11 protein-coding genes and 1 pseudogene are annotated in these 12,856 nt (G+C 61.9%); 3 read left to right on the top strand and 9 right to left on the bottom strand.

Going from position 1 to position 12,856, the window contains the following annotated elements; genetic code table 11:
* Positions 1 to 90: 90 nt before the first annotated feature.
* From M8997_RS09385 to rimM, 5 genes and pseudogenes are all read right to left on the bottom strand, one after another.
* Positions 91 to 903, bottom strand: coding sequence for an amino acid ABC transporter permease (locus tag M8997_RS09385; RefSeq protein WP_250016485.1), 813 nt, complete (start codon positions 901 to 903; stop codon positions 91 to 93).
* A gap of 15 nt (positions 904 to 918) precedes the next feature.
* Positions 919 to 1,647 (bottom strand): annotated as a pseudogene (locus tag M8997_RS09380) (transporter substrate-binding domain-containing protein); the annotation flags it as partial.
* Between the two features lie 203 nt (positions 1,648 to 1,850).
* Positions 1,851 to 2,297 carry a 50S ribosomal protein L19 gene (gene rplS / locus M8997_RS09375; RefSeq protein ID WP_250016481.1) on the bottom strand — a complete coding sequence of 149 codons (447 nt, stop codon included), beginning with the start codon at positions 2,295 to 2,297 and terminating at the stop codon, positions 1,851 to 1,853.
* A 299-nt stretch (positions 2,298 to 2,596) separates the two neighbouring features.
* Entirely contained in the window at positions 2,597 to 3,307 is a 711-nt protein-coding gene (gene trmD / locus M8997_RS09370; protein WP_250016479.1) for a tRNA (guanosine(37)-N1)-methyltransferase TrmD, read from the bottom strand.
* On the bottom strand, positions 3,304 to 3,879 hold the full coding sequence (gene rimM, locus M8997_RS09365) for a ribosome maturation factor RimM (protein ID WP_250016477.1): 576 nt from the start codon (positions 3,877 to 3,879) through the stop codon (positions 3,304 to 3,306). The genes trmD and rimM overlap by 4 nt, the downstream gene beginning before the upstream one ends.
* A 113-nt stretch (positions 3,880 to 3,992) precedes the next feature.
* Between rimM and M8997_RS09360 the strand changes: the two genes are divergently transcribed.
* The 3 genes from M8997_RS09360 (at position 3,993) to M8997_RS09350 (ending at position 6,380) form a co-directional block, all read left to right on the top strand.
* Positions 3,993 to 4,949 carry a tyrosine recombinase XerC gene (locus tag M8997_RS09360; RefSeq protein WP_250016475.1) on the top strand — a complete coding sequence of 319 codons (957 nt, stop codon included), beginning with the start codon at positions 3,993 to 3,995 and terminating at the stop codon, positions 4,947 to 4,949.
* Positions 4,946 to 6,004 (top strand): TraB/GumN family protein, encoded by a 1,059-nt coding sequence (locus M8997_RS09355; protein WP_250016472.1) that lies wholly within the window; start codon positions 4,946 to 4,948, stop codon positions 6,002 to 6,004. Before M8997_RS09360 ends, M8997_RS09355 begins: the two co-directional genes overlap by 4 nt.
* 82 nt (positions 6,005 to 6,086) lie before the next feature.
* Positions 6,087 to 6,380 carry a hypothetical protein gene (locus tag M8997_RS09350; RefSeq protein WP_250016470.1) on the top strand — a complete coding sequence of 98 codons (294 nt, stop codon included), beginning with the start codon at positions 6,087 to 6,089 and terminating at the stop codon, positions 6,378 to 6,380.
* 30 nt (positions 6,381 to 6,410) lie between these two features.
* Here M8997_RS09350 and lpdA read toward each other — a convergent pair whose 3' ends face one another.
* Genes lpdA through M8997_RS09330 form a run of 4 tightly spaced genes read right to left on the bottom strand, consistent with a single transcriptional unit; the run spans position 6,411 to position 12,714 of the window.
* Positions 6,411 to 7,817: a dihydrolipoyl dehydrogenase gene (lpdA, locus tag M8997_RS09345; RefSeq protein WP_250016456.1), complete on the bottom strand. Its 1,407-nt coding sequence runs from the start codon at positions 7,815 to 7,817 to the stop codon at positions 6,411 to 6,413.
* A gap of 17 nt (positions 7,818 to 7,834) precedes the next feature.
* Positions 7,835 to 8,359 (bottom strand): hypothetical protein, encoded by a 525-nt coding sequence (locus M8997_RS09340; RefSeq protein WP_250016453.1) that lies wholly within the window; start codon positions 8,357 to 8,359, stop codon positions 7,835 to 7,837.
* A 12-nt stretch (positions 8,360 to 8,371) separates the two neighbouring features.
* Positions 8,372 to 9,667 (bottom strand): 2-oxoglutarate dehydrogenase complex dihydrolipoyllysine-residue succinyltransferase, encoded by a 1,296-nt coding sequence (gene odhB, locus M8997_RS09335; RefSeq protein ID WP_250016450.1) that lies wholly within the window; start codon positions 9,665 to 9,667, stop codon positions 8,372 to 8,374.
* A 32-nt stretch (positions 9,668 to 9,699) separates the two neighbouring features.
* Positions 9,700 to 12,714 (bottom strand): 2-oxoglutarate dehydrogenase E1 component, encoded by a 3,015-nt coding sequence (locus tag M8997_RS09330; RefSeq protein ID WP_250016448.1) that lies wholly within the window; start codon positions 12,712 to 12,714, stop codon positions 9,700 to 9,702.
* Positions 12,715 to 12,856: the final 142 nt, after the last annotated feature.

The raw sequence follows: 12,856 nt of genomic DNA, 5'->3' as shown, positions 1-12,856 counted from the left end.
TATGCACTCGAGCTTCAGTTCCGTCAAGAAACAAGCTCCAAAAGTAATAATCCGGCGACAATGCGCCGCTGCATATGCAGTGAGCGCCGGCTATCGGTGGCTGTTGTTCAAGCGTCGCTCCAGCCGCCGCAGCAGCAGGGAAAGGCTGATCGTCAGGAGCAGATAGACATAGGCGACGATGGAATAGGTCTCGAAGAAGCGGAACGAACCGGCGGCATAGACCTTGCCCATCTGCGTGATGTCCACCACGCCGAGCACCGATACGAGGGACGAATCCTTGACCATGGAGATGAAATCATTGCCATAGGGCGGCAGGATGATGCGCAGGGCCTGCGGCGCCACGATCCGGCGGAACCGCTGGTACCGCTTCAGCCCGAGGGCCTTCGCCGCCTCAAGCTGCCCCACCGGCACAGCCTCGATGCCCGCTCGAAATATCTCCGCCAGGAATGCCGCATAGGCAAGCATCAGCGCCGAGACGGCGCGCCAGATGAGCGGTATGTCGCGGACGAGCAGCGGTTCCATCCAGCCTCGCTGCTGCAAGGGCGATGCAGCCAGGTTGACGAGCCATATGAGTGCTGGTGCGCCGACGAAGGCGATGTAGAACAGGAGCACGAGTAGCGGGACGCCGCGTATGATCTCCACATAGAAGCGCGCCGCCTGCCGCAGGACGATGTGTTCCGAAAGACTCATCACCGCCAGCACCAGTCCGAGAGCCGATGCGAGCAGGAATGCGAGGAGCGACACCCATATCGTGATCCACAGCCCCTTGGAAACGATGGCGAAGACCTGCGCATAGAGCGGGCTGACAAGGATGATGCCGGCAAGAGCCAGCGCGATCAGCCCTGCGACGACCAGCCACCAGGGAAAATCCTGCTCTTGGGGTGTTCGTCCGGGCTGGTTCATCGCTTGCCTGGCCCGTCAATGTCCAAGCTTGTAGTCCAGGAACCATTTCTTGTTCAAACGGTCGAATGTTCCATCATTCTTGAGCGCTGCGATCGCCGCATTGACGGGCGTCACGAATTCCGAACCCTTCGGGAATATGAAGCCGAACTCTTCGGCGCCAAGCGGCCCGCCGACGAGTTTCAGCGCACCGCCGGATGCCGCGGCATAGCCGCTGCCCGCGGTGCTGTCGGTCAGCACCATATCGACATCGCCGGTCTTCAGCGCCTCCACCGTCGCTCCGAACGTCTCGAAAAGCTTGATGCGTGGATTCTGCTCATTGCCGTCGAGCACCTCATGCGCGGCCACGTAGAAATTCGTGGTTCCCGGCTGGGCTCCGACCAGCGCATCCTCCGTTGCGGCAAAGCCCTTGGCATCGTCGAACCGCTTCTCGTCGCTCCGCACCAGCATGAATTGTTCCGACCGCATGTAGGGCTCGGAAAAATCCACCTTCTGCTTGCGCTCCTCATTGATGGTGATGCCGGTCATCCCGATCTGGTACTGATTGTCGGCGACGGCCTGGATCATCGCATCCCAGCTGGTGTTCAGATATTCCACCTTGAAATTGAGCCGCTTCGCGATCTCGTTCATCGCGTCATATTCCCAGCCCACCGGCTGTCCCGATTTCGGATCGATGAATTGCAGCGGCGGATAGGCGTTCTCGGTGACCACCGTCACCTGCTTGCCGCCGAGATCAGGCAGCGAGTCCGATTGCGCCGACAGGCACGACACAAACAAGACGACGATCGAATAGAGAAATGATCTGCAAGACATATCGGCCCCCGAACTCTCGTCCTGATGACTTTCCACGTTGGCGCGGACACGTCAATGCCCCCGGCGCATCCGCACAAAAGGCCGAGTTCAACAAAAAAGGCGGCTCGAAAGCCGCCTTTTCAGAGAATGTATCGGGATTACTCGGCAGCAGGTGCCGGAGCCACGGTGGCTTCCGAAACGGTCTCGCTGGTACCGGTCGCCGGAACGGCGGTCTTGCCCTTGCGATTGTCCTTCTTCTCCGCGATGCGGGCAGCCTTGCCCGTCAGGCCGCGCAGATAATACAGCTTCGCACGGCGTACCTTGCCGCGGCGCACGAGTTCGACGCCTTCGACCAGCGGGGAGATCACGGGAAATACGCGCTCTACGCCCTCGCCATAGGAAATCTTGCGAACGGTGAAGTTCTCGTTGATGCCGGCGCCGTTGCGGGCAATACATACGCCCTCATAGGCCTGCACGCGGGTACGCGTACCTTCGGTGACGCGCACGTTTACACGGACCGTGTCGCCCGGCTTGAAATCCGGCAATACGCGCTTGGCTTCGATTTTTTCTCTCTGCTCGAGATCGAGCTGACGAATAATATCCATCGTCTTCATCCTTTTCGTTCTTCTCGAACAGTCAGAGCGCTTTACTCTCGAAACGCAGCAGCATGGCCGTGTTTCTATGCCCGACGGGGCAGAAGCGAATTCACCATTCATTGATTAATGGACCGGGGTGTTTCCCCGTGTTGGCGGGGCAGATACACCATAAAAGCCGCTTTGTCACCTATTCGTGCGATTCTTTTTCAGCCGGGGCGCGCACGGGCCGGCGCATGAATAGCCTCTGCGCCTCGTCAAGTCCACGCTCCAGGTGCTCTGCTCCAGATGCTGCGGCCTGCAGCCGGCATTCATTTCCCGCCCGGCCCCTTCACCCTCTGCCAGAGATCAGGCCGGCGCTCGCGCGTGATGCGTTCCGCCTGCTCATGCCGCCATTTGTCAATCGCTCCGTGGTTGCCGGACAAAAGCACGTCGGGTATGCGCCGCCCCTCCCATTCCTGCGGCCTTGTGTAATGCGGGTGTTCGAGAAGCCCGCTCTCGAAGCTCTCGGTTTCGCCCGAGAGCGAATTGCCCATCACGCCCGGCAGCAGGCGTATGATGGCGTCGAGGACGACGATGGCCGCCGTCTCGCCGCCGGACAATATATAATCGCCGATAGACACCTCCTCGAAGGAGCGAGCCTCGAGCAGGCGTTCATCGACGCCCTCGAACCGGCCGCACAGGAGAACGACACCTGGGCCGGCACCGAGTTCGCGTACGCGTTTCTGGTCGAGTGGCCGTCCGCGAGGGCTCATGAACAATCTCGGTCGCCCATCGTCGGCGACGTGATCGACTGCCCGCGCCACGACGTCGGGCTTCATCACCATGCCGGCCCCACCGCCGGCCGGCGTATCGTCCACCATGCGATGCCTGTCGGTGGCGAAGTCCCTGATCTGCACCGTCTCCAGCGACCATGCGCCATCGTTCAGCGCTTTCCCCGCCAGCGAAACGCCGAGGGGTCCGGGAAACATCTCCGGATAGAGGGTCAGCACCGACGCGCGGAAGACGGGGCGGCCTGTCATGAACGCGGCTTGCCTTCGTCGCCCAATTGCCTCCTGCGCTCTTCATCATCGTCGGCATCGGGCAGGAGACCGGCGGCGACAGGATCGACGATGATGTGCCCCGCAGCGAGATCGACATGCGGCACGGCGGCCTGTGTAAAGGGGATGAGCATCGGGCGTTTGCCTGGAATCGTCAGCTCGATGAGGTCGCCGCCGCCGAAATCGAACATGGCGGAAATCCTGCCATAGCGCTGGCCCTGCGCATCCAGCGCATCGAGGCCGATCAGGTCGGAATGGTAATATTCGTCCTCGTCGAGATCCGCCGGAAGTTGCGAGCGATCGACGAAGAGCTCGGTACCATTCAGGGCTTCAGCCGCATTGCGGTCGTTGATGCCGCGAAAGCGCACCACCACGACCGTTTTCGCAGGCCTTATGTCGAGTATCTCGAAGGCGCGTCCCGTCGCATCATAGAGCGGACCGTAGTCGGCGATGGCGAGGGCATCTTCCGTGAAGGTTTTCACCCGCAATTCGCCGCGCGTGCCATGCGCCGCGCCGATGATTGCCAATTGTACAGGATCATTCAGTTTCTTCATCTGCCGTCTCTTTGTTTCCCTGTGGGATAGAACAAACCACGCGCAAAACCAAGGCGAAACGACTCCGTAACGACTCGCGTGACATCATGGACGCTCAAAAGGAAAACACCGACATGGGTACCCAATCGCAGGCTGGGGAATTTCTCGTATCCGCGCGCGCCGATCTGATCGATGCCCGCGAGGAGTGGCTCAAATCGCTGAAGAATACGCGCCGGCTGGCCGCCAATACACTGGAAGCCTATGAGCGGGACACGCGGCAATTCTTCATGTTCCTCACTGGCCATCTCGGCGAGCCGCCTTCGCTGCGCGATGTCTCGTCCCTGCGCATCGCCGACCTGCGCTCCTATCTCGCCCGCCGCCGCAATGATGGCGCCGGTCCGCGCACATTGGGGCGTGGATTGGCGGGCATCAGGTCGTTCCTGCGCCACTTGGAGAAGAAGGGCATGGCCAACGCGGCCGCTTCGATCGCCATGCGCGCGCCGCGGCAGCCGAAATCCCTGCCGAAGCCGCTTTCGGCCATCGATGCGCGCCGGGTCGTCGAACAGCACGAGCAATTGAGCGAGGAACCATGGATTGCGGCGCGCAATGCCGCCGTCTTCACCCTGCTCTATGGCTGCGGCTTGCGCATTTCGGAGGCGCTGGGGCTGGACGGCGCCGCGCTGACGGCCCCGGACGAACGCTCCATTCCGATCGCCGGCAAGGGCGGCAAGACCAGGATGGTACCGCTCCTGCCGATCGTCCACCGCGCCGTCGCCGAATACCGCCGGCTCTGCCCCTACCATCTGGAAGCGGGCAAGCCGCTTTTCCGCGGCAGCCGCGGCGGTCCCTTGCAGCCGGCCATCATCCAGCGGGAAATGCAGAAGATGCGCGGCGCGCTCGGTCTGCCGGACACGGCGACGCCGCACGCCCTGCGCCACTCCTTCGCCACCCATCTGCTCGGCAGGGGCGGCGATCTGCGGACTATCCAGGAGCTTCTTGGCCATGCCAGCCTTTCGACCACCCAGGTCTATACGGGCGTCGATACCGACAGGCTGCTCGAAATCTATGAGAAGGCGCATCCACGAGCATGACGCAGCCCGCCAGTTCCCCCATCGACCGCATCGCGGATGTTGCCCTGCGGCTTCTCGCTTATCTAGGCTGGCTGGTGTTCTTCTGCTGGCTTGCTGTCGCAATTCCCGTCGCCCGGGCCCGGGCTGCGGATTGCACCGGCAAGGATCTGCTGGCCGAGATGGCGACGAGCGATCCCGCCGGGCTCGAGGCCCTTCGCAGGGAAGCGGCCACGATCGCCAACGGCAAAGGCATCTTCTGGAAGATCGAAAAACCCGGCATCGCAGCCTCCTATCTTTACGGAACCATGCATCTGACGGATCCACGGGTTCTGGCGCTTCCTGCCGCCGCGCTGGATGCCTACACCAAGGCCGACACGGTCGTGATCGAAACGGATGAAATCGTCGATCCGAAAGCGCCCTTGCGCCTGATGGCCGAGGAGCCGGACCTTATGATGCTGCCGGCGGGGAGCACATTGGAAAGACTGCTGCCACAGGATCAACTGGAGGCCGTCAGGGCTGGCCTGGCCAAACGCGGCATGCCGCTCGGCAGTGTCAACAGGATGCAGCCATGGGTATTGACCAGCGTCCTTGCGCTTCCGGCATGCGAGCTGGCCCGGAAGAAAGGCGGCGCCGCCTTTCTCGATCTCCAGCTGGCGCAGGACGCTTTGAGCCGCGGGCAAAAGCTGGCCGGGCTCGAGACCATGAAGGACCAGTTGCAGGTCATGGCCGCGCTCCCCGTGCGGTTTCACGTCGGCAGCCTCGTCGAGCTCATCGCCCTCGGGCCCAGAATCGATGATCTCTTTGAAACGATGACGATCCTCTACATGCGAGGCGATACAGGCATGATCATGCCGCTGATGCGCTCCGTATCCCGCGAAGGGGCTCTGGACGACGCGGATTATGCCGATTTTGAACAAAGGCTGATCACGACGCGCAACGCGACCATGGTGGAACGCGCAATGCCGATCATTGACCGCGGAAATGCCTTCATCGCAATCGGCGCCTTGCACCTGCCGGGAGAAAAGGGGCTGATCGCGCTTCTGCAGCAACGAAACTACCAGGTTACGCCGCAGTAGCAGCGCTGCGGACATGGGAAGACTGGAACTTTGCCCGCCAGCAACCGTTGTCCCCCAAGATCGCAAGCATGGAGGACATCAAATGACGTACGATCCCAACTTGCAGAACAGGCCTTTGAATTCGGACCCGGCGGACCCCGCCAATCCGAATGCACCGGTCACGCCGACAAGGAGCAGCGGCGGCACCTATCTGATCGCCGGTATCCTGATCGCTGCGCTGGTCATAGCGGGCTATTACTTCATGAGCGGCAGTTCCGAAATGAACGCCCCTGCTCCGACGGCACCTGCAACCGACACGGCTCCGGCTACGCCGCCGGCCTCGACGTCGCCAGCAGACCCGGCGCCGGCTCCTTCGACACCGGCACCAGCTCAATAGACTTGAGGCCCGACCTGCTCGGGCCCTCTGCTACATATGTATAGGCTTCGCGAAAGTAGCCAACGCGGCTTCGCGTACCGCCTCGGACATTGTCGGATGCGCATGGGTGGTGCGCGCCAGATCTTCGGATGAACCACCGAATTCCATGAGCACCGTGGCCTCGTGGATCATTTCACCGGCACCATAGCCAAGAATGTGAACGCCCAGCACGCGGTCGCTGGCCTTGTCGGCCAGGATCTTGACGAAGCCGTCGGTATGGAGCATGGCCCGCGCGCGTCCATTGGCAGTGAAGGGGAACTTGCCGACCTTGTACTCCACGCCTGCGGCCTTCAACTCCTCCTCGGTCTTGCCGACCGATGCCACTTCCGGTTGGGTGTAGACGACGCTCGGGATGGCGTCGTAATTGACATGTCCGGCCTGCCCCGCGAGAATTTCAGCGACCGCGATACCCTCGTCTTCGGCCTTGTGCGCCAGCATCGCGCCCTTCACGACATCGCCGATCGCGTAGATGCCCGGAACATTGGTCTGCCAATGATCGTCGATCGCAACACGGCCGCGATCGTCGACCTCGACGCCAGCTTCCTTCAGCCCGGCCCCCTCCGTATAAGGCTTGCGGCCGGTCGACACGAGCACCACGTCGGCTTCGATCGTTTCGGCGTCTCCGCCCTTTACCGGCTCGAACGTCACCGTCGCACCCTTGTCCGACTTCTTGACGCCCGTGACCTTCGCGCCGAGCTTGAACGCCAATCCCTGCTTTTCCAGCATGCGCTGGAACTGCTTGGAGACTTCGCCATCCATCGGCCCGAGGATCTTGTCCAGGAATTCGACGACAGTCACCTTCGCGCCGAGGCGCGCCCAGACGGAACCGAGTTCCAGTCCGATGACGCCGCCACCGACGACGACGAGATTTTCCGGGACCGCGGAAAGCTCCAGCGCGCCGGTGGACGAGATGATCGTCTTTTCATCAAAGGCAACCTCGACGCCCGGGATGCCGGCGACATCCGAACCCGTCGCGATGACGATATTCTTGGTTTCGATTTCCTCGACCTTGCCGTCCTCGGAGGTCACCGCGACCTTTCCGGCCGCCAGCACCTTGCCGGTGCCGCGGAACGTATCGATCTTGTTCTTCTTGAACAGGAAGGCCACGCCGTTGACATTGGCTTCCACGGTTGCGTCCTTGTGGCCGAGCATGGCCTTGAGGTTGAGCTTCGGCGTGCCGACTTCGACGCCGAGCGCCGCATGGGAATGGCCCGCCTCGTGAAACACTTCGGAAGCGTGGAGCAGCGCCTTTGAGGGGATGCAGCCGATATTGAGGCAAGTGCCACCGAATGTGGCGCGCTTTTCGACAACGGCTGTCTTCAACCCGAGCTGCGCTGCCTTGATAGCGCAAACATAGCCGCCGGGGCCGGATCCGATAACGACGACGTCATATGCCATGTTTCATTCCTTTGTTCTCATTCGTTTTCACTGTTCGGCCCGCATTCCTTGAACCGGTAGACATCCGGCGGCATGGCTCCGAGCGGTTTGTCGAGCTTGAAGTCGAAACCGGCTGCCGTTCCCGCAAGATCCGGCAGGAGCACGGCCTGCGCCGCGGGTTCCGCCGCACGCGGCAGCAGCTCGGCATCGGCGCCTTCCTTCAAACCGTAGATAACGCCTTGCCAGACCGTGCAGGCGGCAAGCTCGGCGCCTGTTGCATCGCCGGAAGGGCAGTCATACATCAATGCGGCCTGCGGGCGGGACGCGGCGCCCTCGCGCATGACGACCCCGCTCAGCTGCAGCTGGCTCTCGCCGTCCTTCAGGAAGAACTCGCTCGCCAGGTTTTCCGCACTGTCGCCCGCCTGCCGCTGGAATGTCAGGGTGTAGCGATCATCCGCATCCGCATAGATCGCGCGGTCCTGGGTGCAGGCAGCAAAAGAAGGACCGGACAGCATCGTGCCGATAGCAATGATTGCGGCAGCTGCTGGACCCGGTCCCTTCATCGATCATGGCCCTTAAAGATCGAGCACCAGGCGCTCGGGATCCTCCAGGCTTTCCTTCACCCGCACGAGGAAGGTGACGGCTTCCTTGCCGTCGACAATGCGGTGATCATAGCTCAGCGCCAGGTACATCATCGGGCGGATGACGATCTGGCCGCCAACGACGACCGGGCGCTCCTGGATCTTGTGCATGCCGAGGATGCCCGACTGCGGTGCATTGAGGATCGGCGACGACATCAGCGACCCATAGACGCCGCCATTCGAAATCGTGAACGTCCCGCCCTGCATGTCGGCCATGGAAAGCGCGCCATCGCGCGCCGCCTTGCCGAGACGGCCGATTTCCTTCTCGATCTCGGCGATGGACATCTGGTCCGCATTGCGCACGACCGGGACGACGAGGCCCTTGTCGGTGCCGACTGCAACGCCGACATGCGCGAAGTTCTTGTAGATGATGTCCGTGCCATCGATCTCGGCATTGACCGCCGGGATTTCCTTCAGCGCATGCGTAACCGCCTTGGTGAAGAAGCCCATGAAGCCGAGCTTTACGCCATGTTTCTTCTCGAAAATGTCCTTGTAGCGACTGCGTAGATCCATGACCGCCGACATGTCCACCTCATTATAGGTGGTCAGCATGGCAGCGCTGTTCTGCGCGTCCTTGAGCCGCCGCGCGATCGTCTGGCGCAGGCGGGTCATCTTCACCCGCTCCTCGCGGCCTGCATCTTCTTCCGAAGACGCCGGACGGGCCACGGCCTTCGGCGCTTCGGCGGCAGGCTGGGACGTGATGCCCTTGGACACGGCGTCGAGCACGTCGCCCTTGAGCACCTGTCCGCGCTTGCCCGAACCTTCGACCTGGGAGGCGGCAATGCCTTTTTCGGCCAGGATCTTCGAGGCGGCGGGCGAAGCCGGCATGTCGCCGCCCTTGCGCTCGCTTATCTCCGGCTCCCCGGCGACATCGGCGGTCTTTTTCTCCGCTTCCTTGGACGAGCCTGCCGAAGCCGGGCCGCTCGCCTGCGCCGTGGCGTCGGGCTTTGCTTCTTCCTGCCTGGGAGCTTCCTTGGCGGCCGGCGCACCGGCGCCCTCGCCGATCATTCCGAGCAGCGCGCCCACTTCGACCGTATCGCCTTCCTTGGCCGCAATTTCCGCCAGCGAGCCTGCGGCAGCTGCCGGAACTTCGATCGTCACCTTGTCGGTCTCGAGTTCCACCAGCGGCTCATCGACCGCGATAGCATCGCCGACCTTCTTGAACCATTTGCCAATGGTCGCCTCGGAAACGGATTCGCCCAGCGTGGGGACGCGGATTTCGGTTGCCATTTTATCGCTCTTCCGTTGATCTTCTTGACTGATTAGGAACCCAAAGCATCTTCGAGGAATGCTTCGAGTTGTGCAAGGTGTTTGGACATCAGGCCCGTCGCCGTCGATGCGGCCGCCGGGCGTCCGGTGTAACGGACCCGCTGATGCTTGGCGTCGATATGAGCGAGCACCCATTCCAGGTAGGGGTCGATGAACGCCCAGGCGCCCATGTTCTTCGGCTCTTCCTGGCACCAGACCATCTCCGCATTGCGGAAGCGGGACAGTTCGGTGATCAGGGCCTTGGCCGGGAATGGATAGAGCTGCTCGACGCGCAGCAGGTAGACATCGTCGATGCCGCGCTTCTCGCGCTCTTCGTAGAGGTCGTAATAGACCTTGCCCGAGCAGAGAACGACACGGCGGATCTTCGAATCCTTCTGCAGCTTTATCGGCTGGTCCTTCAGAAGCTGGGCATCGTCCCAAAGCAGGCGATGGAACGACGAATCGCCCGTGAAATCGCCAATGGAGGATACAGCCCGCTTGTGGCGGAGCAGTGATTTCGGCGTCATCAGGATCAGCGGCTTGCGGAAGTCGCGCTTCATCTGCCGGCGCAGGATATGGAAATAGTTCGCAGGCGTCGTGCAGTTCGCCACCTGCATATTGTCTTCCGCGCAAAGCTGGAGATAGCGCTCGAGGCGAGCCGACGAATGCTCCGGCCCCTGGCCCTCATAGCCGTGCGGCAGGAGGCAGACCAGACCGGACATGCGCAGCCATTTGCGTTCGCCGGACGAGATGAACTGGTCGAACACGACCTGCGCGCCATTGGCGAAATCGCCGAACTGGGCTTCCCACAGCGTGAGCGCACGCGGGTCCGACAGCGAGTAGCCATATTCGAAGCCGAGAACCGCCTCTTCCGAAAGCATCGAATTGACGACTTCGTAGAGCGCCTGGCCCTTCTGGAGGTTGTTGAGCGGAATATAGCGCTGCTCGGATTCCTGGTCGTAGAGCACCGAATGCCGCTGGCTGAACGTTCCGCGCTCCACATCCTGGCCGGACAGGCGCACCGGATGCCCCTCGCTGACCAGCGAACCGAAGGCAAGCGCCTCGGCCATGGCCCAATCGAAGCCTTCGCCGCTATCGATCATCTTGGCGCGGTTGTCCTGGAAGCGCTGTATCGTGCGGTGCACGTTGAAGCCCGCGGGAACCTCGGCGAGCTTCTTGCCGATCTCCTTGACAGTCTTCAGCGGCAGCCCGGTCTTGCCCCGGCGCTGCTCGTCGGCATTGTCCGCCGTGCGCAGACCGCTCCAGGCACCATCCAGCCAGTCGGCCTTGTTGGGCTTGTAATGCTGGCCCGCTTCGAATTCCTGCTCGAGGCTCTCGCGCCAGGTAGCGCGTACCTTCTCGATTTCCGCCTCGGTGATCAGGCCTTCCTCGATCAGCTTGGACGAATAGAGCTGGACCGTCGTCTTCTGGCCGCGAATGGTCTTGTACATCAACGGCTGCGTGAACGCCGGCTCGTCGCCCTCATTATGGCCGAAGCGGCGATAGCAGAACATGTCGATGACCACGGGCTTGTGGAACGTCATCCGGTATTCCGTGGCGATCTTGGCGACATAGACCACGGCTTCCGGATCATCGCCATTGACGTGGAAGATCGGCGCCTCGATCATCTTCGCGACATCGGACGGATACGGCGACGAACGCGAGAACCGCGGGTTCGTGGTGAAGCCGATCTGGTTGTTGATGATGAAATGTACCGTGCCGGCGACACGATGGCCGCGCAGGCCCGAAAGACCGAGACACTCGGCGACCACGCCCTGGCCGGCGAAGGCTGCATCGCCATGCAGCAGCAGCGGCATGATCTTGGCGCGCTCGGAAAGCGGCAGCACCTCGTCACGCTGGCGGCCGGCAAGCAGATCTTGCTTGGCGCGGGCCTTGCCCATGACGACCGGATTGACGATCTCGAGATGCGAAGGGTTGGCGGTCAGCGACAGATGCACCTTGTTGCCGTCGAACTCGCGATCCGACGAAGCGCCGAGATGGTACTTGACGTCGCCGGAGCCCTCCACGTCGTCAGGGGCGTAGGAGCCGCCCTTGAACTCATGGAAGATCGCCCGGTGCGGCTTGCCCATGAACTGGCTGAGCACATTGAGGCGGCCGCGATGGGCCATGCCGAGGACAATTTCCTTCAGGCCCATCGATCCGCCGCGCTTGACGATCTGCTCGAGCGCCGGAATGAGCGATTCCGCGCCATCGAGGCCGAAGCGCTTGGTGCCCTTGTACTTCACGTCGATGAACTGCTCGAAGCCTTCCGCCTCGATCAGCTTCGACAGGATCGCCTTCTTGCCCTCGGCGGTGAAGGCCACGCCCTTGTCCGGGCCTTCGATCCGCTCCTGGATCCAGGATTTCTCGACCGGATCGGAAATATGCATGAACTCGACGCCGATGGTCGAGCAATAGGTGCGCTTCAATATGTCGAGCATCTGCGGGATGGTCGCATATTCGAGGCCGAGCACGTTGTCGATGAAGATCTTGCGGTCGTAATCCGCCGGCGAGAAGCCATAGCTCTCCGGTGACAGCTCGTTATAGTCTTCCTTGACCTCCGCCAGGCCAAGCGGATCGAGCTTGGCGTGCAGATGGCCGCGCATGCGGTAGGCGCGTATCATCATGATGGCGCGCACGGAATCGCGAGCGGCATGGATGATATCGGAATCGGTGACGGCAGCAGCTGGCGCGGTGGCGCCGTTCGTCGCAGCCGCGCCATTGGCTTTCGCCTTGAGCTTGTCGGTAATGTGCTTCTCGACTTCGCCCCAATTGCCGTCGAGGGCGGAAACGAGTTCGCCATTGCCGGCGATCGGCCAGTTCGACTTCTCCCAGGAAGCGCCCTTGGCGTTCTTGATGACGTCGTCCTTGCTGTCGTTCAGGTTTGCGAAGAAATCGCGCCATTCCGCATCGACCGACGATGGGTCCTGCTCATATTGCGCGTGAAGTTCCTCGATATAGTGGGCGTTGCCGCCATATAGAAATGATGTGAGGGCAAATAGATCGTTGGCCTGTTCTTGCCGTGCCATATTTGTGACCGGAGTACTCGCTCCGTCTCCCTTGATATGAGCGCACCGCCACTCCGGCGTCGCTCGGGTTGAGGCCGCTCTGGCCCCGTGGATCGTGAGGGGCGCCTGTCGCCCCGTCACACTTCTCGTCTGTCAGGGCTTG

Origin of the sequence: Phyllobacterium sp. 21LDTY02-6, from assembly GCF_023554255.2 — a bacterium.
Taxonomy (GTDB): Bacteria; Pseudomonadota; Alphaproteobacteria; order Rhizobiales; family Rhizobiaceae; genus Phyllobacterium.
This window is presented reverse-complemented; position numbering and strand designations above follow the sequence as displayed.

Bases quoted from the DNA above. Each gene is read 5' to 3' on its own strand.
- M8997_RS09355 (WP_250016472.1), top strand. From the start codon at position 4,946: ATGACGCAGCCCGCCAGTTCCCCCATCGACCGCATCGCGGATGTTGCC.
- M8997_RS09330 (WP_250016448.1), bottom strand. From the start codon at position 12,714: ATGGCACGGCAAGAACAGGCCAACGATCTATTTGCCCTCACATCATTT.
- M8997_RS09360 (WP_250016475.1), top strand. From the start codon at position 3,993: ATGGGTACCCAATCGCAGGCTGGGGAATTTCTCGTATCCGCGCGCGCC.
- odhB (WP_250016450.1), bottom strand. From the start codon at position 9,667: ATGGCAACCGAAATCCGCGTCCCCACGCTGGGCGAATCCGTTTCCGAG.
- lpdA (WP_250016456.1), bottom strand. From the start codon at position 7,817: ATGGCATATGACGTCGTCGTTATCGGATCCGGCCCCGGCGGCTATGTT.
- M8997_RS09385 (WP_250016485.1), bottom strand. From the start codon at position 903: ATGAACCAGCCCGGACGAACACCCCAAGAGCAGGATTTTCCCTGGTGG.
- M8997_RS09350 (WP_250016470.1), top strand. From the start codon at position 6,087: ATGACGTACGATCCCAACTTGCAGAACAGGCCTTTGAATTCGGACCCG.
- rimM (WP_250016477.1), bottom strand. From the start codon at position 3,879: ATGAAGAAACTGAATGATCCTGTACAATTGGCAATCATCGGCGCGGCG.
- M8997_RS09340 (WP_250016453.1), bottom strand. From the start codon at position 8,359: ATGAAGGGACCGGGTCCAGCAGCTGCCGCAATCATTGCTATCGGCACG.
- rplS (WP_250016481.1), bottom strand. From the start codon at position 2,297: ATGGATATTATTCGTCAGCTCGATCTCGAGCAGAGAGAAAAAATCGAA.
- trmD (WP_250016479.1), bottom strand. From the start codon at position 3,307: ATGACAGGCCGCCCCGTCTTCCGCGCGTCGGTGCTGACCCTCTATCCG.